Here is an 18,290-nt window from a genome sequence, read left to right as displayed (position 1 = left end):
TCCAAGTCCAAGGGCTTGGCCCGTCTGCCACCTGATGTCGGCGACCCGTGCGCCCTGCGCGCCTAAACCCGCCGCCCGTCCGCGCCGAAGAGATGGGCCTGCGCGGGATCGAAGCCGAGCGGGATGGTCTCGCCGGGGCGGATGGGCTGCTGGCCGTCCAGAAGCACGGTGGTCGGCTCGCCGCCCGAGATGCTGGTATAGACGACCGTCGAGCCGCCCAAATGCTCCACCAGCTGCACCGAGGCCGAGCCGAGCCCGGCGCGCGCTTCGCCCGCGCGTAGATGTTCGGGGCGCACGCCGAAGGTCAGTTCCTCGTCGCCGCGCGCTTCCACCGGCTTTTCCAGCTGCACCTTCAGCCCGCCGACATCGATCGTGCGCCGCGAGGGATCGCCCGCCGCCATGCGCGCCTTCAGGAAGTTCATCTTCGGGCTGCCGATGAAGCCCGCGACGAAACGGTTGGCGGGGTGGTTGTAGAGGTCGAGCGGGCGGCCCGCCTGCATCACGCGCCCTTCCTTGAGCACAACGATCTTGTCGGCCATGGTCATGGCCTCGACCTGATCGTGGGTCACGTAGATCATCGTGTTGCCGAGCTGCTGGTGCAGGCGCGTCAGCTCCACGCGCATCTGCACGCGAAGCTCCGCGTCGAGGTTCGACAGCGGCTCGTCGAACAGGAAGATCTTGGGCTCGCGCACGATGGCGCGGCCGATCGCGACGCGCTGCCTCTGGCCGCCCGAAAGGGCCTTGGGCTTGCGCTGAAGCAGCGGGCCGATCTGCAGCACATCGGCCGCTTCCTGCACCCGGCGCTCGATCTCCGGCTTCTTCATGCCCGCCGTTTCCAGCCCGAAGGCCAGATTCTTGTAGACGCTCATATGGGGATAGAGGGCGTAGCTCTGGAACACCATGGCGATGCCGCGCTTGGAGGCGGGCACTTCGTTCATGCGCTGGCCGTCGATGCGAAGCTCGCCGCCGGAAATCTCCTCCAGCCCGGCGATCATGCGCAGAAGCGTGGACTTGCCGCAGCCGGACGGGCCGACGAAGACGGTGAAATCGCCGGGATCGATGCTGAGATCGATGCCGTGGATCACGCGCAGGCCCCCATAGACCTTTTCCACGCCGTCGAGCTGGATGCTGGTCGCCATATCGTCTCTCCTCCCGTTCAAGCGTCCTGCGGCTGCCAGCTCGCGTATTTCGGATGGGCCGGGCCGATCGGCAGTTCGACATCGGTCCCCGTCTCGGCCGAGGCATAGATGGCGGTCACGAGTTCGAGCGAGCGGCGCGCGTCGCGGCTGGTGACGGGCGGCGGATCGCCCGCGCTCAGCGCCTTGTGGAAAGCCGCCATCTGACCCCGGAAGCGCCGACCGACCGGCTCGAGCCCGTCCAGCGCGGCGTCGATGCGAGCCTTCACCGCGTCATTGGCGGGTAGGATCGTCCACGGCCCGTCCCCCGGCGAATAGGCCTCGTGCGCGCTCTCGAAGGTCACGTTCTCGAAATGGAGGCGCAAGCGGCTGATCTCGTCCTGGCTGCCGAGCGTTGCGGTGGACGATAGGAAAGCTCCGCTCGCCATGCGCCAGGAGGCGGAGACGCAATCCTCCACCTCGATCGCGTTGACGCGCGTGGCGGTGCGCGCGAAGACGCGCTCGACCGGCCCGAACAGGAAACAGGCGAGATCGTGGATATGAATGGCGTGGGTCATGAGCACGCCGCCCAGCTCCGTCTTCCAGCGCCCGCGCCAGGGATTGTCGTAATAATCCGCACCGCGCTTCCAGAAGGTCTCGGCCACGCCGACATAGGGCTTGCCGGCGATGCCGGCGTCGATGATGCGCTTTGCCTGCATCGCGCCGTCGCCGTAGCGATACTGGAAGATCGGCATGAGACGCCCGCGCGAGCGCGCCTCCGCCTCGATGATCTCGTCCACTTGCTTGAGAGAGCCGACGAGCGGCTTTTCGCAGACCACATGCTTGCCCGCCGCCAGCGCCTTCAGGATCATCTCGCGGTGGAGGCCCGGCGGCGTGCAGATGTCGATGATGTCAATATCCTCGCGCGCGAGCAGAGCGTCGAAGTCGCGCGAACGGTCTGCGACCGCGAACTCGTCGCCGACGGAGGCGAGCCGGGCGGCGTCGAGATCGCAGAGCGCGGCGACCTCGAACTTCTCCGGCGCGGGGGCGTAGCCTTCTACGATATGCGAGCGGCCGATGCCGCAGCCGATCACCGCGACGCGGTAGCGCTTCGTGGTCTGGCTGGCGGGCATGGCAGGGGATGCGATGTTCATCAGGAGAAACCCTTCAGCGCTTCATGCCGGTGGTGGCGATGCCCTCGATCAGCAGGCGCTGGAAGAAGAGGAAGAACAGGAAGACCGGCACGAGGGACAGGTTCGACATGGCGAAGAGCGAGCTCCAGTCCGAAGACCCCGTGGAGTCCACGAAGGAGCGCAGGCCGAGCTGCACCGTGTAGGTGTTGATGTCGTTGAGATAGATGAGCGGGCCGAAGAAATCGTCCCAGGTCCAGATGAAGGAGAAGATCGCGGCGGTCGCCAGGACGGGCAGCGACAGGGGCAGCATGATCTTGAAGTAGATGCGCCAGGGCGAGCAGCCGTCCATGATCGCCGCTTCGTCCAGCTCGCGCGGAATGCCGCGAAAGAACTGCACCATCAGGAAGATGAAGAAGGCGTCGGTCGCCAGGAACTTCGGCACGATCAGAGGCAGCGGCGTGTTCACCCAGCCCATCTCCAGAAACATGATGTACTGGGGGATGAGCACGACATGATAGGGCAGCATCAAGGTGCCCAGCATCAGCGCGAACCAGAAATTGCGCCCGGCAAAGCGTAGCCGCGCGAAGGCGAAGGCGGCGAGCGAACAGCCGACCACATTGCCGATGGTCGAGAGGACCGAGATCACCAGCGAGTTCCAGAAGAACTTGCCGAAGCTTACCTGAAGCCCCATCCAGCCCCGGACATAGGCGCTGAAGTCGACCGACGAGGGGATGAGCGAGGACGTGCCGAAGATTTCCTCTGAGGGGCGCACCGAGCCCGAGAGCATCCAGAGGATGGGATAGAGCATCAGAAGCGAGGCGGCGATCAGCGCCGCATGGGTCAGACCTGAGCGCACCGGCGAGCGGTGCCCGGCGCGCCGGGGCGGGGGCAGGGCCTCAGTCGTCATAATGCACCCAATAGCGAGCCGACAGGAAGGAGAAGGCGGTGAAGGCGGCGACGATCACGACGAGGATCCAGGCCAGCGCCGAGGCATAGCCCATGCGCAAGAACCCGAAGGCCTCCTGATAGAGATAGAGCGTGTAGAAGAGCGTGGAGTTGATCGGTCCGCCCGTGCCTTCCGAGATGATGAAGGCGGGCGTGAAGGCCTTGAAGGCGTCTATCGTCTGGATCACCGCGTTGAAGAAGATCACCGGCGTCAGCAGCGGCAGGGTGATGCGGAAGAACTGCCGCGCCTTCGATGCGCCGTCGATCTCGGCGGCTTCGTACATGTCGGTCGGGATCTGGCGCAGGCCGGCGAGGAAGATGATCATGGGCGAGCCGAACTGCCAGACGGCGAGCACCACCAGCGTATAGAGCGAATAGTCCGGGTTCGAGATCCAACTCGGGCCTTCGATCCCGAAGAGCTGCCACAGCGCCATGTTGACGAGACCGTCGGAGGCGAAAAGCTGACGCCAGAGAACGGCGATGGCGACCGAGGAGCCGAGCAGCGAGGGCAGGTAGAAGATCGCGCGATAGACCGGCAGGCCCTTCAAGCCGCGATTGAAGGCAAGCGCCACCAGAAGCGCGAAGCCAAGCTTCAGCGGCACCGACAGCGCGACATAAAAGAACGTCACCGTCATGGCCGAGGCGAATTTGGGATCGGCCGTGGCGATGCGCACGTAATTGGCCGCGCCCACCCAATTGGGCGAGCGGATCAGGTCATAATCGGTGAAGGAGAGATAGAGCGAGGCGAGGGCCGGCCCGAGCGTCAGGCCGAAAAAGCCGATCAGCCAAGGCAGGAGAAAGAGATAGGCCGGCCCGTTGCGCGCCCACGAGCGCTTCATCGCGCCGGGCGCGGCGGCCACCGGCGCTTTCGCGCTCGGCAGTCCCGCGACCTCGGTGTGCAGGCTCATGGCTCAGCCCCGCTTGAGAATGGCGCTCGCTTCGGTCACGAGGTCTTCGCCGGCTTGCTTGGGTGTCTTGCGCCCGAAGCCGACTTCCTCGTTGATACGCTTCTGCACGAAGGCGACTTCGCCCGCGCCCGGCGGCGGGGAGGGCGGCAGCGGGCCGACATTGGGCGTGACGAGGGCGATGTAATCCACCATCGCTTTTTCGACCTCGGAGAGTTGCGGCACGAGGATCTCGCGCATCGCCGTGGAAGCGGGCACGCCGCGCTCCAGGCCGAGCGCCTTCACCCCTTCCGGGTTCTCCACCAGGAAGTTGGCGAAGCCGACGGCCGCTTCCGGCGCATTGGTCGAAAGACTGAGCAGCATGGAAGGCTTGAGATACTGGCCGGACGGGGCGCTGGCGGACAGGAGCGGATAGGGATTGAGGGCCAGCTTGCCCTTGTTCAGCTTCTGATAGCCGACGAACTGGTTGGAATGCATGAAGGCGGTGGCCGCCTTGCCGGTGGTGATGGCGTTGGTCTCGATATTGAGCTGGTCGAGCGCCTGGATGTCGGCGGGTACGCAGGCCTTGCGCTTGCGCATGTCCTCCCACATCGCGAACCATTTTTCGGCATCCGCCGGCTCGTAGCCGAGCTTGCCGTCAGCCGTGTAGAGCGCCTTGCCGCTCTGGCGCAGCCAAAGCTCGAAGCTCGGCTCCACACCGCCCGCATCGGCCAGCGCGAAGACGCCCGGCCGGGGTTTGTTCTTGGCGAAGGCCTCGCCGCGATCGGCCAGCTCTTCCCAGGTGATGCCAGGCTTGGGTGGCTCGGTCTTGGCCTTTTCCCAGACCGCCGCGTCATAGACCATGGCGGAGGAATTGACGCCGAGATTGACGCCGTAGAGCTTGCCGTCCACCTTGCCGGCGTCGATATTGGCCTGCCCGAAATCCTCGATCTTCAGGCCCTTGCCGACCTCGCCGCTCAAATCCTTCAGCGCGCCGCGCCGGGCATATTCGAAGATGTAGCGGTAATCCATCTGGATCAGGTCGGGGGCGTTGCGACCGGCGACCTGCGTGGCGAGTCGTGGCCAGTAATCCGACCAGCCCGCGAACTCGCCGACAATGTCGACATCGGGCGCGACCGACTTGTAGGCCGTGATGGCGGCCTGCGTGCGATCGGCGCGCTCCTGGCTACCCCACCAGAGGAAGCGCAGGCGCTGCGCTTGCGCAAAGGCCATGCCGCCGCCCAGAGTTCCGAGCGCCAGAGCGGCCGCGCCGCCTTGGAGAAGGCTCCGCCGCGTCACCGAAAACGTCATCGCATTCCTCCCGAAGAAACCCGCTCTCCCAAGCGGGTCGGTCATATGCTATTGCCGACTTATAACCGTTTGGTTACAAGGCTGACCACCGATCGGCAATCTTGTCAAGCAGGAGGACGGATGGACGAACCATTCAGCGGACGCCAGGAAGTTGAAGGCGAAGTGCCGACACCCTCCCGCGCCGGCGCGGAACGATCGACCCGCAACCCGGAGCGCACGCGCGCCGCCATCCTCGAAGCGGCGCGCCGCGAAATCGCGGAAAAAGGGCTGGCGGGCGCGCGGGTCGATGTCGTGGCGCGTCGCGCCGGCACCAACAAGCGGATGATCTATCACTATTTCGGGGACAAGGACGCGCTCTATCTGGCCGTCCTCGAGGACACCTATCGCCATATCCGCCAAGCCGAGCGGCGCCTGGATCTCACACGCCGCGAGCCGGAGGAGGGCCTCGGCGAACTCGCCCTCTTCACCTGGCATTACTATCAGGATCATCCTGAATTCCTGAGTATTCTCGCCACGGAGAATCTCAACCACGCACGCTATCTCCGGCAAGCGGAGGGCATTGCCGAGATGCACTCCAACTTCCTGAGAGAACTCTCCGACGTGCTGCGGCGCGGCGAAGAGAAGGGTGTCTTCAAGCCCGGCCTCGATCCCGTCACGGTCTATCTCACCATCGCCTCGCTCGGCTTCTTCTATCTGTCCAATCGCTATACGCTTTCGACCGTTTTCCGCCGGGATCTCCAGACGCGGGCCGAGTTGGACCGCTGGGGCGAGCATATTGTCACGACCGTCCTCGCGACCGTCCGGCGCTAGTCTTGGTTGCGCCGCAACAACGGCGGGGCAGCGTCGAAAGCCGGTTGACAAGGCTTGGCTCTCGTCTCTCTAAATAACCAGATGGTTACAAGTCGGCGCTCGGGACAGCGCGACGGGCCGGCGGCCGGGAGGGCCGCGAGGGAGGACTTTCGATGAAGCGTATCGGCGTCATCATGCACGGCATCACCGGCCGCATGGGCTATAACCAGCATCTCGTCCGCTCGGTCGTGGCCATCCGCGCGCAAGGAGGCGTCACGCTCTCGACCGGCGAGAAGGTGATGCTCGACCCGATTCTGGTGGGGCGCAACGGTGCCAGGATCGAGGAGATCGCCCGCCGCCACGGCATCGAGCGCTGGACCACCGATCTGGACGCCGCGCTCGCCAACCCGGACGACACGCTCTTCTTCGACGCCGGCACGACGCAGATGCGTGGGAGCCTGCTCGCCAAGGCGATCCGCGCCGGCAAGAACGTCTATTGCGAAAAGCCGATTTCCGACACGATGCCGGAGGCCATCGAAGTGGCGGAGCTCGCCGCCCGCTCGGGCGTGAAACACGGCGTGGTACAGGATAAGCTTTTCCTGCCCGGCCTTCGCAAACTGGCCATGCTCAAAGACTCCGGCTTTTTCGGCCAGATTCTCTCGGTGCGCGGCGAGTTCGGCTATTGGGTCTTCGAAGGCGACTGGCAGCCGGCCCAGCGCCCGTCCTGGAACTACCGCTCCAAGGATGGCGGCGGCATCATCCTCGATATGCTCTGCCACTGGCGCTACGTGCTCGACAATCTCTTCGGTGAGGTCCAGGCGGTGTCGTGCCTCGGCGCGACACACATACCGCGCCGCGTGGACGAACGCGGCCAGCCCTACGAGGCCGATGCGGACGACGCGGCCTATGCGACTTTCGAACTGGCCGGCGGCGTCATCGCGCAGATCAACTCGTCCTGGGCCGTGCGCGTGCGGCGCGACGATCTCGTGACCTTCCAGGTGGACGGAACCCATGGCTCGGCGGTCGCCGGCCTGACGAAATGCTGGACGCAGCACCGGGTCAATACGCCCAAACCCGTCTGGAACCCGGACCAGCCGCAGACGATCGACTTTCTGCGCACCTGGGACGAGGTGCCCGATAACATCGCCTACGATAACGGCTTCAAGGCGCAGTGGGAGATGTTCATCCGTCATATCGTGGAAGACGGCCCCTGGCCCTACGGGTTGATGGAAGGCGTGAAGGGCGTGCAGCTCGCCGAACTGGGGCTCCAGTCCTGGCGCGAGCGGCGCTGGCTCGACGTGCCAGCGCTCACCCGGCAGTCGATGGCGGCGTGAGGGCGAGGGGATGACGCAGCTCCAACTGCCGACCGAAGGGCGCAGTGTTGAGACCTACCGGCTGACCGGCACGCCCCTTCCGCTCACCCGCCGCCGCGCGGAGGATTTCAACCGCGTCGCCTACGCCGCCGCCCATGTCGTGGCCGATCCGCTGGTGCCGTCCGATCCCTGGTTGGAGCCGGCGATCGACTGGGACGCGACCTTGCGCTTTCGCCATCGGCTCTGGGATCTCGGCCTCGGCGTCGCCGAAGCCATGGACACGGCGCAGCGCGGCATGGGCCTCGGCTGGGGGGATGCGCAGGAGCTGATCCGCCGCTCGCTTCGCGAGGCGCGCTCGCGCGACGACGCGCTGATCGCTTGCGGCGCGGGCACCGATCATCTGGCGCCAGACCCCTCTCTGACGCTGGATCGGATCGCCTCCGCCTATGCGGAACAGGTGGGCTTCGTGGAAGGCGAGGGCGGGCGCGTCATCCTCATGGCCAGCCGCGCGCTGGCGGCGAGCGCCAAGGGGCCGGACGATTATCTCGAAGTCTATGCCCGCGTTCTCTCCGGCGTGAACCAGCCCGTCATCATCCATTGGCTGGGCGAGATGTTCGACCCCGCGCTATCAGGTTATTGGGGCGCGGCCGATCACGACACGGCGATGGACACCTGCCTCCGGATGATCGAGGCGAATGCCGCCAAGATCGACGGCATCAAGATTTCGCTTCTCTCCAAGGAAAAGGAGATCACCATGCGCCGCCGCCTGCCGGTGGGCGTACGCATGTATACGGGCGACGATTTCAACTATGCCGAGCTGATCGCGGGCGACGAAGCGGGCCATTCCGACGCCCTGCTCGGCATTTTCGACGCCATCGCGCCGGCCGCGTCGGCGGCGCTTGCCAGCCTGGAACGCGGCAGCACCAACGAGTTCCACGACATTCTGGAGCCGACCGTCGCGCTGTCGCGCCACATCTTCCGCGCGCCGACGCGCTTCTACAAGACGGGCGTCGTGTTCCTCGCCTGGCTCAACGGCTTGCAGGATCATTTCACCATGGTCGGCGGACAGGAAAGCGCGCGCTCCACGCTGCATTTTGCCGAGCTGTTCCGCCTCGCGGACCGCGCCAATGTGCTGGCCGACCCGGACGAGGCGGCGCGGCGCATGGGGCAGTTCCTGGCCGTGAGGGGGATCGCGCCATGAGCGTCCCCGGCCTGTCCATCAATTTCGCGACCGTGCGCCAGGGCGGCTCCTTTGGGTCCATCGTCGATGCGTGCCTGCGCCACGGCATCACCGCTATTTCGCCTTGGCGCGAGCATGTGGAAGTGGCGGGTCTTGCAGAGGCCGCGCGGATCATCAGCGAAAACGGCCTGCGTGTTTCCGGCCATTGCCGGGGCGGCTTTTTCCCCGCCCTTGACGAGGCCGGGCGGCGCGCCGCCTTCGAGAGTAACCGGCGCGCCGTGGACGAGGCGGCGGCGCTGGGCGCGGCCTGTCTCGTCATGGTGGTCGGCGGTCTTCCACCGGGCTCGCGCGATCTGCCGGGCGCGCGCGCCATGGTGGCGGACGGCATGGCCGAGCTTCTGCCCTATGCGCGAGCCGCCGGCGTGCCGCTCGCCATCGAGCCGCTGCACCCTTGCTATGCCGCCGACCGCGCCTGCATCAATATGCTGGGCCAGGCACTCGACCTCGCCGACACATTGGGAGAGGGCGTCGGCGTCGCGATCGACGTTTATCATGTCTGGTGGGACCCGGATCTCGCCGCGCAGATCGCCCGCGCCGGGCGAAACGGACAGATCCTCGCCCATCATATCTGCGACTGGCTGGTGCCGACCAAGGACATCCTCAACGATCGCGGCATGATGGGCGACGGGGTGATCGATCTCAAGGCCTTCCGCCAGATGATCGAGGCGGCCGGCTTTCACGGCCCGCAGGAGGTCGAAATCTTCTCGCATGATTGGGGCGCGCGGCCGATCGACGAGGTTCTGGCGACCTGCGTCGAGCGGTTCGAAGCGTTGTGTTGAAGACGAGGGCCGGAGGGGACGCCCCTGGCCCGTATGAATATGCCTGCGCTTTCGCGGGTCGGGAGGAATGATGGAACAAGCAAGACAGCGCATCCGCTACGCGCTGGTGGGAACCGGCAATCGCGGCACGACCATGTGGGGGCGCGAGCTTCTGGCGGGCTGGAGCGAGTTCGTGGAACTCGTCGGCATCTGCGATCTCAACCTGATGCGCGCGGAGCGGGCGCGCACCATGATCGGCTCCACCGCGCCGCTCTATGCCGATTTCGACGCGATGCTCGCCGAGCTGAACCCCTCGCTGGTGATCGTCTGCACGCCCGACGATACGCATGACGACCTGATCGTGCGCGCGCTCGAAAGCGGCGCGGATGTCATCAGCGAAAAGCCGATGACGACGACGCCCGAAAAGATCGCCCGCATCCGCGAGGCCGAGGCGCGCACGGGGCGGCGCGTGGATGTCTCGTTCAACTATCGCTTCTCGCCGACCTCCGCGCGCATCAAGGAGCTGATCGAGGAGGGCGCGATCGGGGAGGTGACCTCGGTCGACTTCCACTGGTACCTCGATAACCAGCACGGAGCCGACTATTTCCGCCGCTGGCACGCCTTCACGAAACATTCGGGCTCGCTCTTCGTCCACAAGGCGACCCACCATTTCGACCTGTTGAACTGGTATCTCGACAGCGATCCGGTCGAGGTGAAGGGCTTCGGCCAGCTGCTTCATTACGGGCGCAACGGCCCGTTCCGGGGCGAGCGCTGCCGCACCTGCCCGCACACGGGCGAATGCGACTATTATTTCGACCTCTCGGCCGACAAGTTCCTCGATACGCTCTACGAAGAGCCCTCCAGCGTCGATGGTTATGTGCGCGACGCCTGCGTGTTCCGCGAGGACATCGACATTCCCGATACGATGACGGCCTCGATCCTCTATCGCAGCGGGGTTCAGGTTTCCTATTCGCTCAACACCTACATGCCGATCGAGGGGCATCATATCGCCTTCAACGGCCATCGCGGGCGCATCGAGCTGCGTCAATACGAGCGCCAGCCCTGGAGCGTGCCGCCCGCCGACGAGATCGTGGTGATCAAGAGCTTCGGCGGGGGCACGGAGCACATCTGGGTGCCGCACGAGCCGGGCGGCCATTATGGCGGCGACAATCGGATGCGCGACATGATCTTCAAGCCGGGCTCCAACGACCGCCTGCGCCAGCGCGCCGGCTCTCGCGCGGGCGCCATGTCGGTTCTCTGCGGCCTCGCGGCGCTGGAAAGCTCGCGAGCGGGCGGTGCGGTCGCGATCACGCCGCTCTCACCGGAGATCGCGCGCTGACGGCTTATCGTGCCTGAGGTCCTGACCGCCGGAGCGAGCCCGCTTCGGTGGTTCGTTCCAGAGAAGAGCGGCGGGCGATGAGCGCCGCCCGAACCAGAGCAGAGATGGGGGCGATCCCGCGCCTGACGTCGCCTCGCCGGCATGTCCGAAGCTCGGGCCGATCTCGCCATGCGGGACGGTCTGGACCCGTCCACCATCATCCGTAAGACTTTGTGCGGGCCCGACCCGGTTCGGGTTCGAGATCGACAGGGAAAAGCAGCGCGGGCATCAGCCCAGATGAGACGGAGGGTGCTCGTCGAACAGATCGAACTGGACGACGAGCGCCAGATAAAGCTTGCCGTCATCTCCCTGCACGATCGCCGTCACGAGACGGAATAGCCTTTCCCCTATATCGGCGTGCGACCAGCTTCGGAACCTGGCGTGAACGCTCCTCTTGCCGAATACTTTCGGCAGATCACGCCAGCGGGGCATGTTGCCTGCCATCCACCGGATGGCATCCCCGAACAATCGCTTGTCCACGCCGCTGTGAGCCGGCATCCCGGTCCGCTCAGCAGATGGGCAGACCGCGTCTGATCGGCGCCTATTGGTATAGGACCCGGCGTCATTCGGGACACCCGACACGACCGTCGAGCTGCTTTTGGTTGGAGCCCAGATCAGTCTCGGCCCTCAGACCATCGTATCGCCGCGCATGAGCATGTCGCCCATCGATCCGGTGAGGTGATGCGCCGTCGAACGCCGTGAGGCTGCTCTATTTCGCCCCAACCACGCGGCCAAGAAGGGGAAGCGCGGTCCGCGCTCCAGCGGCTTTTTGCTTGATGATGCCCTGCGGAGCGCGGCGCGAGGGGCCCGAGCGACAGCGAGACTCAGGCGCGTCTCTCCCAATGCAGTCATCCTCTCAGGTCTCCACTCGTCAGCCGGTTCACATCCTGTTGCGAAAACCTTCGCGCAGACGGTTGACAGATTCGAATTTAAACGTCAGCCTAAACCTTAGTCGCAGGGCAAGGATGCCCAAAAATGCGACAGACGATGGACCATAGAGTTTTGGCAGTTTCGCCCCGCAGCAATTCTTGCTGAGGGGTTTTGTTCGTTGGGCGGTTTGATGACATCTCTGCGCATACCGATCGGCATCGTTTTCTCCGCCACCGGCTCCTACGGAACGGTCGGGCGCACGATGCAGAACGGCGCGCTTCTGGCCTGCCGACAGATCAATGCCGAGATGGGCGGGGCGCTCAGCATCGAGCCGACCGTGATCGACCCCGGCAGCTGTCTCGACGCCTATGCCCCCGCTATGGACCGGCTTCTGTCGCGCGGCATCCGCCATGTGGTCGGCTGCTACACCTCCTCCTCGCGCAAGGAGGTCATCCCGATTTTCGAGAAGCGCGACGCGCTGCTCTGGTATCCGACCCATTACGAGGGGTTCGAAAGCTCGGACAACGTCGTCTATACTGGGGCCGCGCCCAACCATCACATCCTGCCGCTGGTGGAGTTTCTGGTCGCGCGGCACGGCAAGCGCACCTTCTGCATCGGCTCGAACTATATCTGGGCCTGGGAAAGCAACCGCGTCCTGCGCGACGAGCTGATGCAGCGCGGCGGCTCGGTGCTGGCCGAGCGCTATCTGCCGGTCGGCGAAACCGAGATGGCCCATATCGTCTCGGCCGTTCTCGACGCCAAACCCGATTTCGTCTTCAACTCGCTGATCGGACAATCGGCCTACGCGTTCTTCCGGGCGATGCGCGCCGAGTGCGCCGCGCGCGGCATCGACCAGATCCGGACGATGCCGATCGCCAGCTGCAACCTGTCGGAGCCCGAACTGGTCGAGATCGGCGCTGGCGCGATCGACGGTCATCTCTCCTCGTCCGTCTATTTCGCCAGCGTCCAGACGGCGGCCAACCGCGCCTTCGTCGCCGATTACACCAGCCAGTTTCCGCAAGGCCCGGCAGCGTCCAGCGAGGCGGAGGCGGCCTATATCGCCGTGCGGCTCCTGGCCAAATCCGTGGCAGCCGCAGGTACGGACGATATCTCGCGTGTCAAAGCCTTTGTCGCCGGGCAGACGCTGGACGCCCCGCAGGGCCGCGTCTCCATCGATCCGGGCACGCTGCACGCCTATCTGACGCCGCGCATCGGCCGCTCGCGGGCGGACGGGCAGTTCGACATTCTCGTGGAAGCCCCGGCTCCCGTGCGGCCGGACCCCTATCTCGTGCGGTCCTCGGCGGCCCTCGAGCAGCCGATCCTGCGCCCCATGCTGAAGGTCGTGTCATGAGCATCGCCCGTCTCGTCCAGAACTTCAGCCACCGCCGCGCCCTTCTCGCCTCCCGCGACACGCGCGCCATCGAAGCGCTGACCGGCACGCTTCAGAAGCTCGGGCTCGGCGTCGAGGGGATTGAAGCCGGCGAGAGCGGCCTCGACCTCGGAGGGGCGGGTGCCGACCCCGCGCGCGACATTCTGTTTCTCGACGGCGACCTGAACCTGGGCGCGACCTCCTCGTCCGAAGCCGTTCTGCCTGCGATCCCGGTGATCGGTCTGGTGGGCGTCGAAGCGCCGAGCCGCCTGCGCACGCTGGTGACGGCGGGCGCGACCGCCTTTCTGCCCAAGCCCGTCTATGGCGGGTCGGTTTATTCGGCGCTTTATCTCGGCGTCAACGAGCACGCGCGGCGCGCCCGGCTGCAGGCCGATGTGGACGAGCTGGAGGCGCGCCGCCGCCTGCGCCGGCACGTCATCCGCGCCGTGGTCGATCTCATGGCCGCGCGCGGCATCGACGACGAGACGGCCTACCAGATCATCCGGCGTGAGGCGATGCGCGAGCGCCTCGGGCTGGAAACCTATTGCGAACGGCTGGCCCTCCAGCGGGCCGGATCGTCGCATGTCGATACGGCGAGCCCGACCCTGCGGGCCGCCGCGGACTGATCCTCCCACTCCTACAGGAGACACATGATGAAGAAGCGATCCTCCGGCGCCCTCGCGGCGCTCGGAACACTCCTCCTATTGTCCGGTGCCGCCTTCGCGGCCGACCCGATCAAGCTCGGCGTGCTCGAGGACCAGTCCGGCGATTTCGCCGTGGCGACGATCGGCAAGCTGCACGGCATCCAGCTCGCCACCGACGAGATAAACGCCGCCGGCGGCATCGCCGGTCGCCCGCTCGAACTCGTGGTCTACGACACGCAGTCCGACAACACGCGCTATCAGGAGTTCATGCGCCGCGTGCTCCAGCGCGACAAGGTGAACGCGGTCTTCGCCGGCTTCTCCTCCGCCTCGCGCGAAGCCTATCGGCCGATCGTCAACCAGTTCGACGCGCTCGCCTTCTACAACAACCAGTACGAGGGCGGCGTCTGCGACGCCAATATGATCGTGACCGGGGCGGTGCCCGAGCAGCAGTTCTCGACGCTCCTGCCCTATATGCTCCAGACCTATGGCAAGAAGGTCTACACGATCGCGGCCGACTATAATTTCGGCCAGATCTCGGCTGAATGGGTGCGCAATATCGTCAAGGAGAATGGCGGCGAGATGGTGGGCGAGGAGTTCATCCCGCTTGGCGTGTCGCAGTTCTCGCAGACCATCCAGAACATCCAGGCGGCCAAGCCCGACTTCGTGGTGACGCTGCTCGTCGGCACGGCGCAGGCCTCCTATTACGAGCAGGCGGGCGCGGCCAACCTCGCGCTACCCATGGCCTCCTCGGTCAATGTCGGCCAGGGCTACGAGCACAAGCGCTTCAAGCCGCCTTCCCTCGCCAATATGTATGCGACGGTGAACTATATCGAGGAAGTCGACACGCCCGCCTCCAAGGCTTTCGTGGAGAAGTGGCACAAGAAGTTCCCGGACGAGCCCTATATCAACCAGGAAGCGGAGAACTCCTACACCGCCACCTATCTCTACAAGACGATGATCGAGCGGGCCGGCGGCAAGACTGACAAGGAGTCGCTGCGCGCCGAGATCGCCAAGGGCGATGTCTGCTTCGACGCGCCGGAGGGCAAGGTCTGCCTCGACCCCAAGAGCCAGCACATGTCCCACACGATCTATCTCGCCAAGGTCGGCGACGATCACTCGATCTCCTTCCCGAAGGTCTGGAACGACATCAAGCCCTACTGGCTGGGCGAGGCCGGCTGCGACCTGACCAAGAACGATCCGAGCGCGCAATATACGCCCTCCAACCCGCCGCCCAAGGGCTGACGGCGCGCATGTGACACCCAAGCCGGCCGGGTGGCTTTAAACGCCCGGCCGGTTCCTCCCGACGGCTCACAGACATCGGATGGCACGATGGACGTCCTCTACGGCGCCTTCACCTTTCTCTACCAAGCGGGCGACGCCTTCGCCTTTCTGGTTCTTTCCGCCTGCGGCCTCGCCGTGATCTTCGGCATGATGGGCGTCATCAATCTCGCCCATGGCGAGTTCATCCTCTGCGGGGCCTATGTGTCGGCCAGCGCCGCGCGCATGGGCCTGCCGCTGCCGCTCGCCATTCTCCTGGGCGCGCTCGTCTCGGGCCTTGTCGGCATGGCGCTGGAGCGTATCGTCATCCGCCATCTCTACGACCGGCCGCTGGATACGATCGTCGCGACCTGGGGCATCTCGATGATCGCCACCCAAGGCACGCTCATCCTGCTCGGCTCCTCCATGCCCGGCACCGGCACGCCCTTCGGCTCCTTCGCCGTCGGCCCCTATACCTATTCCGTCTATCGCCTCGTTCTGGTCGGCGCGGCGCTGCTTCTTCTGCTCTGTCTCTGGCTGCTCTTCACCAAGACCCGCTTCGGCACGCTGGCCCGCGCCACGATCCAAGTGCCGCACATCGCCGAAGCGCTCGGCGTCAACACCAATCTCGTCTACGCCTTGACCTTCGGCCTCGGCGCGGCGCTGGCGGGGCTGGCCGGCGGGCTTTATGCGCCGACCATGACCCTGGTGCCGACCATGGGCTCGGCCTTCGTGGTGGAAGCCTTCGTGACGGTGGTCGTCGGCGGGGCGGACGTCTTCCTCGGCACGGCCCCGGCCGCCGCGATCCTCGGCATCGTCAAGGCCGCGCTCACCTCCTGGCAGGGCCAGCTCTTCGGGCAGATCGGCCTCTTGGTCGCCGTCATCGTGGTGATTCGTGTGCTGCCGCGCGGCATTTCCGGCTTCATTCTGCGCGAAAGGGCCTGATCGATGGCCACCAAACCCAAGCGGCCCGGCCCGCTCGCCCTGATCGAAGGCCCGCAGACGCTCGGCAAGGGGCGCAAATTCTGGCTGCCCTTCGCCCTCGTCCTCCTCGCGGCCTGCCTCTACCCGCAATTCGCGGACGGATACGATGTCGGCAACAATGTCTATTTCTTCAACTGGGCCTTCATGGCCATGGGGCTCAGCCTGATCTGGGGCTATGGCGGCGCGCTCTCCTTCGGCCAGACCGCCTTCTTCGGCGTCGCCGGCTATACATACGGCATCATCTCGATCAATTTCGGCGATGCCTATGGGCTGACGCTGTTCGCGCTTCTCGCCTCCGTCGCGGTCTCAGGCCTGCTCGCCGCCATTCTCGGCTATTTCCTCTTCTTCGGGCGCATCTCGGGCGTGTTTCTGGGCATCGTCACCCTGTCGGTGACGCTGGTTCTGGAGCGCTTCATGTCGCAGACGGCGGGGCCGGAATGGCGCGTCGGCACGGCGCGGCTCAACGGGTTCAACGGCATGGGCGGAATGCCCTCGCTCACCATCCCCTGGCCGGGCGGCGACATCGCGCTCTTTCCGGACGTGCCGCTCTACTATGTCACGCTGGCGCTTCTGGTGGTCGTGTATCTAGGTTTGCGGATGCTCGTGAACTCGCGCTTCGGCAATGTGCTCGTCGCCATCCGCGAGAACCCGCAGCGCGCCGAAATGCTCGGCTACGACATTCGCCGCTATCAGCTCGCCGCCTTCGTCATCGGGTCGGCGCTGGCCGGGCTCTCGGGCGTCCTCTACACGTCCTGGGGCAATTACATCACGCCCGCCTCCATGGGCATGACGGCGGCCTCGCTGCCCATCGTCTGGGTCGCGGTCGGCGGGCGCGCGGACCTGACCACCACGCTCCTCGGCACGCTTCTGGTGCTCGCCGGCTTCCAAGCGCTGACGATCTACGGCAGCCAATATGCGCTGGTCGTGATGGGCTTGCTTCTGGTGCTCACCGTCCTGATCGCCCCGAACGGCCTCGTCTACGGGCTCGGCACGCTTCTCTCCGGCCGCCTGCGTCGGCGGGTGCGCGAACGGGAGGCGGTGTGATGACGGCGATCCTGGAAACCCGCGCGCTCAACAAGTGGTTCGGCGGCCTGCATGTCACCGGGGGCGTGGATTTCACGCTCAAGACCGGCGAAATTCATTGCCTGATCGGCCCGAACGGGGCGGGCAAGAGCACCTTCTTCCGGCTGATCCTCGGCGAGCATCTGCCGACCAGCGGCGCGATCCTCTTCGAAGGGGCGGAGATCACCCGCGAAAAACCCTTCCAGCGCATTCGGCGCGGCATCTCGGTGAAGTTCCAGGTGCCGGGCATCTTCAAGGCGCTGTCCGTGCGCCAGAACCTCCAGATCGCGCTCCAGCACCATCAGGCCGCGCACTCGCTCGCCGAGGAGATCGACCGGCTTCTGGAGTTCCTGAAGCTGAAGGATGCCGAGCGCACGCTCGCCGGCAATCTCAGCCACGGGCAGAAGCAATGGCTGGAGATCGGCATGGCGATCGCGCTCAAACCCCGGCTCCTGCTTCTGGACGAGCCGACCGCCGGCATGACGCCGGACGAGACCTTCGCCACCGGCGAGATGGTCCAGGCGCTGAACCGCGAGGGCGTCAGCGTTCTCGCCGTCGAGCACGACATGGCCTTCGTGCGGCAGATCGCCCAGGCCGTCACCGTCCTCCACTTCGGCAAGATTTTTGCGCAGGGCTCGATCGAGGAGATCGTCGCCGACGAGCGCGTGGCCGCCATCTATCTCGGAGACGTCCATGCGTAGAGAGGTGATCCTCAACACGGTCGGTCTCTGGTCCGGCTATGGCGGCAAGCCCGTGCTTCAGGGCGTCGACATGGAGGTGCGCGAGGGCGAGATCGTCGCCGTGATCGGGCGCAACGGCGTCGGCAAGTCGACGCTGATGAAAAGCCTGATCGGGCTTCTCCCGTCCGACAAGGGCTCGGTCGTGTTTCGCGGCCAAGCCATCGACGCGCTCTCGGCCCACAAGCGCGCCCGGCTCGGCGTCGGCTATGTCCCGCAGGGGCGCGACGTCTTTCCGCGCATGAGCGTGTTGGAAAATCTCGCGGTGGGCGAATCCATCGCCGGCCAGCGCGCGCCCAAAGACCGGCTCGACCAGATCTTCTCGTTCTTCCCGATCCTTGCCGAGCGGCGGCACCAGCGCGCCGGCACCATGTCGGGCGGCCAGCAGCAGCAGCTCGCCATCGGCCGCGTTCTCATGGGCGCGCCCGCGCTGATCCTGCTGGACGAGCCCTCCGAGGGCATCCAGCCCAATATCGTGCAGGACATCGCCCGGATCATGGT

17 protein-coding genes and 1 pseudogene are annotated in these 18,290 nt (G+C 65.7%); 12 read left to right on the top strand and 6 right to left on the bottom strand.

From position 1 onward, the window contains the following. Positions 1-62: 62 nt before the first annotated feature. The 5 genes from AUL36_RS06140 to AUL36_RS06120 all read right to left on the bottom strand — a co-directional run bounded on the left by AUL36_RS06140 (position 63) and on the right by AUL36_RS06120 (position 5,388). Positions 63-1,139, bottom strand: a complete 1,077-nt coding sequence (locus tag AUL36_RS06140; RefSeq protein ID WP_062218986.1) for an ABC transporter ATP-binding protein — start codon at positions 1,137-1,139, stop codon at positions 63-65. Positions 1,140-1,156: 17 nt separating this feature from the next. Next, positions 1,157-2,269, bottom strand: a complete 1,113-nt coding sequence (locus tag AUL36_RS06135; protein ID WP_082655645.1) for a Gfo/Idh/MocA family protein — start codon at positions 2,267-2,269, stop codon at positions 1,157-1,159. A gap of 13 nt (positions 2,270-2,282) precedes the next feature. After that, positions 2,283-3,155, bottom strand: a complete 873-nt coding sequence (locus AUL36_RS06130) for a carbohydrate ABC transporter permease (RefSeq protein ID WP_062218985.1) — start codon at positions 3,153-3,155, stop codon at positions 2,283-2,285. After that, positions 3,145-4,032: a carbohydrate ABC transporter permease gene (locus tag AUL36_RS06125; RefSeq protein ID WP_156418286.1), complete on the bottom strand. Its 888-nt coding sequence runs from the start codon at positions 4,030-4,032 to the stop codon at positions 3,145-3,147. The genes AUL36_RS06130 and AUL36_RS06125 overlap by 11 nt, the downstream gene beginning before the upstream one ends. A 72-nt stretch (positions 4,033-4,104) precedes the next feature. After that, a complete protein-coding gene (locus tag AUL36_RS06120; protein ID WP_062218983.1) occupies positions 4,105-5,388 on the bottom strand; it encodes an ABC transporter substrate-binding protein in 1,284 nt (427 codons plus the stop codon). A 120-nt stretch (positions 5,389-5,508) separates the two neighbouring features. Between AUL36_RS06120 and AUL36_RS06115 the strand changes: the two genes are divergently transcribed. The 5 genes from AUL36_RS06115 (at position 5,509) to AUL36_RS06095 (ending at position 10,827) form a co-directional block, all read left to right on the top strand. After that, positions 5,509-6,198 carry a TetR/AcrR family transcriptional regulator gene (locus tag AUL36_RS06115; protein ID WP_082655643.1) on the top strand — a complete coding sequence of 230 codons (690 nt, stop codon included), beginning with the start codon at positions 5,509-5,511 and terminating at the stop codon, positions 6,196-6,198. 152 nt (positions 6,199-6,350) lie between these two features. After that, the gene (locus AUL36_RS06110) at positions 6,351-7,511 is read left to right on the top strand and encodes a Gfo/Idh/MocA family protein (RefSeq protein WP_062218982.1); all 1,161 of its coding nucleotides are present in this window, start codon (positions 6,351-6,353) and stop codon (positions 7,509-7,511) included. Between the two features lie 10 nt (positions 7,512-7,521). After that, entirely contained in the window at positions 7,522-8,691 is a 1,170-nt protein-coding gene (locus AUL36_RS06105; RefSeq protein WP_062218981.1) for a dihydrodipicolinate synthase family protein, read from the top strand. Then, positions 8,688-9,509: a sugar phosphate isomerase/epimerase family protein gene (locus tag AUL36_RS06100; RefSeq protein WP_062218979.1), complete on the top strand. Its 822-nt coding sequence runs from the start codon at positions 8,688-8,690 to the stop codon at positions 9,507-9,509. The genes AUL36_RS06105 and AUL36_RS06100 overlap by 4 nt, the downstream gene beginning before the upstream one ends. A gap of 67 nt (positions 9,510-9,576) precedes the next feature. Next, the gene (locus AUL36_RS06095; protein ID WP_374700741.1) at positions 9,577-10,827 is read left to right on the top strand and encodes a Gfo/Idh/MocA family protein; all 1,251 of its coding nucleotides are present in this window, start codon (positions 9,577-9,579) and stop codon (positions 10,825-10,827) included. A 372-nt stretch (positions 10,828-11,199) separates the two neighbouring features. Here the strand turns inward: AUL36_RS06095 and AUL36_RS24830 are convergent. Next, a pseudogene (locus tag AUL36_RS24830) lies at positions 11,200-11,448 on the bottom strand (transposase); the annotation flags it as partial. Positions 11,449-11,926: 478 nt separating this feature from the next. Between AUL36_RS24830 and AUL36_RS06085 the strand changes: the two are divergent. The 7 genes from AUL36_RS06085 to AUL36_RS06055 all read left to right on the top strand — a co-directional run. Continuing rightward, on the top strand, positions 11,927-13,087 hold the full coding sequence (locus tag AUL36_RS06085; protein WP_062218975.1) for a transporter substrate-binding domain-containing protein: 1,161 nt from the start codon (positions 11,927-11,929) through the stop codon (positions 13,085-13,087). Beyond that, entirely contained in the window at positions 13,084-13,731 is a 648-nt protein-coding gene (locus AUL36_RS06080; RefSeq protein WP_192843794.1) for an ANTAR domain-containing response regulator, read from the top strand. The genes AUL36_RS06085 and AUL36_RS06080 overlap by 4 nt, the downstream gene beginning before the upstream one ends. A 24-nt stretch (positions 13,732-13,755) precedes the next feature. Then, complete coding sequence (locus AUL36_RS06075; RefSeq protein ID WP_058598786.1) at positions 13,756-14,991, top strand: urea ABC transporter substrate-binding protein; 1,236 nt, start codon at positions 13,756-13,758, stop codon at positions 14,989-14,991. 87 nt (positions 14,992-15,078) lie between these two features. Then, complete coding sequence (locus AUL36_RS06070; protein ID WP_062218973.1) at positions 15,079-15,951, top strand: ABC transporter permease subunit; 873 nt, start codon at positions 15,079-15,081, stop codon at positions 15,949-15,951. Between the two features lie 3 nt (positions 15,952-15,954). Continuing rightward, positions 15,955-17,034: a branched-chain amino acid ABC transporter permease gene (locus AUL36_RS06065; protein WP_062218971.1), complete on the top strand. Its 1,080-nt coding sequence runs from the start codon at positions 15,955-15,957 to the stop codon at positions 17,032-17,034. Beyond that, positions 17,034-17,753 carry an ABC transporter ATP-binding protein gene (locus AUL36_RS06060; protein WP_062218969.1) on the top strand — a complete coding sequence of 240 codons (720 nt, stop codon included), beginning with the start codon at positions 17,034-17,036 and terminating at the stop codon, positions 17,751-17,753. Before AUL36_RS06065 ends, AUL36_RS06060 begins: the two co-directional genes overlap by 1 nt. Then, positions 17,746-18,290, top strand: a 545-nt coding sequence (locus tag AUL36_RS06055) for an ABC transporter ATP-binding protein (RefSeq protein WP_062218967.1), incomplete at its 3' end; no start/stop codon positions are given. The genes AUL36_RS06060 and AUL36_RS06055, both read left to right, overlap by 8 nt.

The sequence above is a fragment of the Aureimonas sp. D3 genome (assembly GCF_001463805.1).
GTDB lineage: Bacteria > Pseudomonadota > Alphaproteobacteria > Rhizobiales > Rhizobiaceae > Aureimonas > Aureimonas ureilytica_A.
This window is presented reverse-complemented; position numbering and strand designations above follow the sequence as displayed.

Coding starts and splice junctions, on each gene's coding strand:
- AUL36_RS06075 (WP_058598786.1), top strand. CDS start 13,756: ATGATGAAGAAGCGATCCTCCGGCGCCCTCGCGGCGCTCGGAACACTC.
- AUL36_RS06120 (WP_062218983.1), bottom strand. CDS start 5,388: ATGACGTTTTCGGTGACGCGGCGGAGCCTTCTCCAAGGCGGCGCGGCC.
- AUL36_RS06140 (WP_062218986.1), bottom strand. CDS start 1,139: ATGGCGACCAGCATCCAGCTCGACGGCGTGGAAAAGGTCTATGGGGGC.
- AUL36_RS06095 (WP_374700741.1), top strand. CDS start 9,577: ATGATGGAACAAGCAAGACAGCGCATCCGCTACGCGCTGGTGGGAACC.
- AUL36_RS06110 (WP_062218982.1), top strand. CDS start 6,351: ATGAAGCGTATCGGCGTCATCATGCACGGCATCACCGGCCGCATGGGC.
- AUL36_RS06080 (WP_192843794.1), top strand. CDS start 13,084: ATGAGCATCGCCCGTCTCGTCCAGAACTTCAGCCACCGCCGCGCCCTT.
- AUL36_RS06100 (WP_062218979.1), top strand. CDS start 8,688: ATGAGCGTCCCCGGCCTGTCCATCAATTTCGCGACCGTGCGCCAGGGC.
- AUL36_RS06065 (WP_062218971.1), top strand. CDS start 15,955: ATGGCCACCAAACCCAAGCGGCCCGGCCCGCTCGCCCTGATCGAAGGC.
- AUL36_RS06060 (WP_062218969.1), top strand. CDS start 17,034: ATGACGGCGATCCTGGAAACCCGCGCGCTCAACAAGTGGTTCGGCGGC.
- AUL36_RS06115 (WP_082655643.1), top strand. CDS start 5,509: ATGGACGAACCATTCAGCGGACGCCAGGAAGTTGAAGGCGAAGTGCCG.
- AUL36_RS06130 (WP_062218985.1), bottom strand. CDS start 3,155: ATGACGACTGAGGCCCTGCCCCCGCCCCGGCGCGCCGGGCACCGCTCG.
- AUL36_RS06135 (WP_082655645.1), bottom strand. CDS start 2,269: ATGAACATCGCATCCCCTGCCATGCCCGCCAGCCAGACCACGAAGCGC.
- AUL36_RS06070 (WP_062218973.1), top strand. CDS start 15,079: ATGGACGTCCTCTACGGCGCCTTCACCTTTCTCTACCAAGCGGGCGAC.
- AUL36_RS06125 (WP_156418286.1), bottom strand. CDS start 4,032: ATGAAGCGCTCGTGGGCGCGCAACGGGCCGGCCTATCTCTTTCTCCTG.
- AUL36_RS06085 (WP_062218975.1), top strand. CDS start 11,927: ATGACATCTCTGCGCATACCGATCGGCATCGTTTTCTCCGCCACCGGC.
- AUL36_RS06105 (WP_062218981.1), top strand. CDS start 7,522: ATGACGCAGCTCCAACTGCCGACCGAAGGGCGCAGTGTTGAGACCTAC.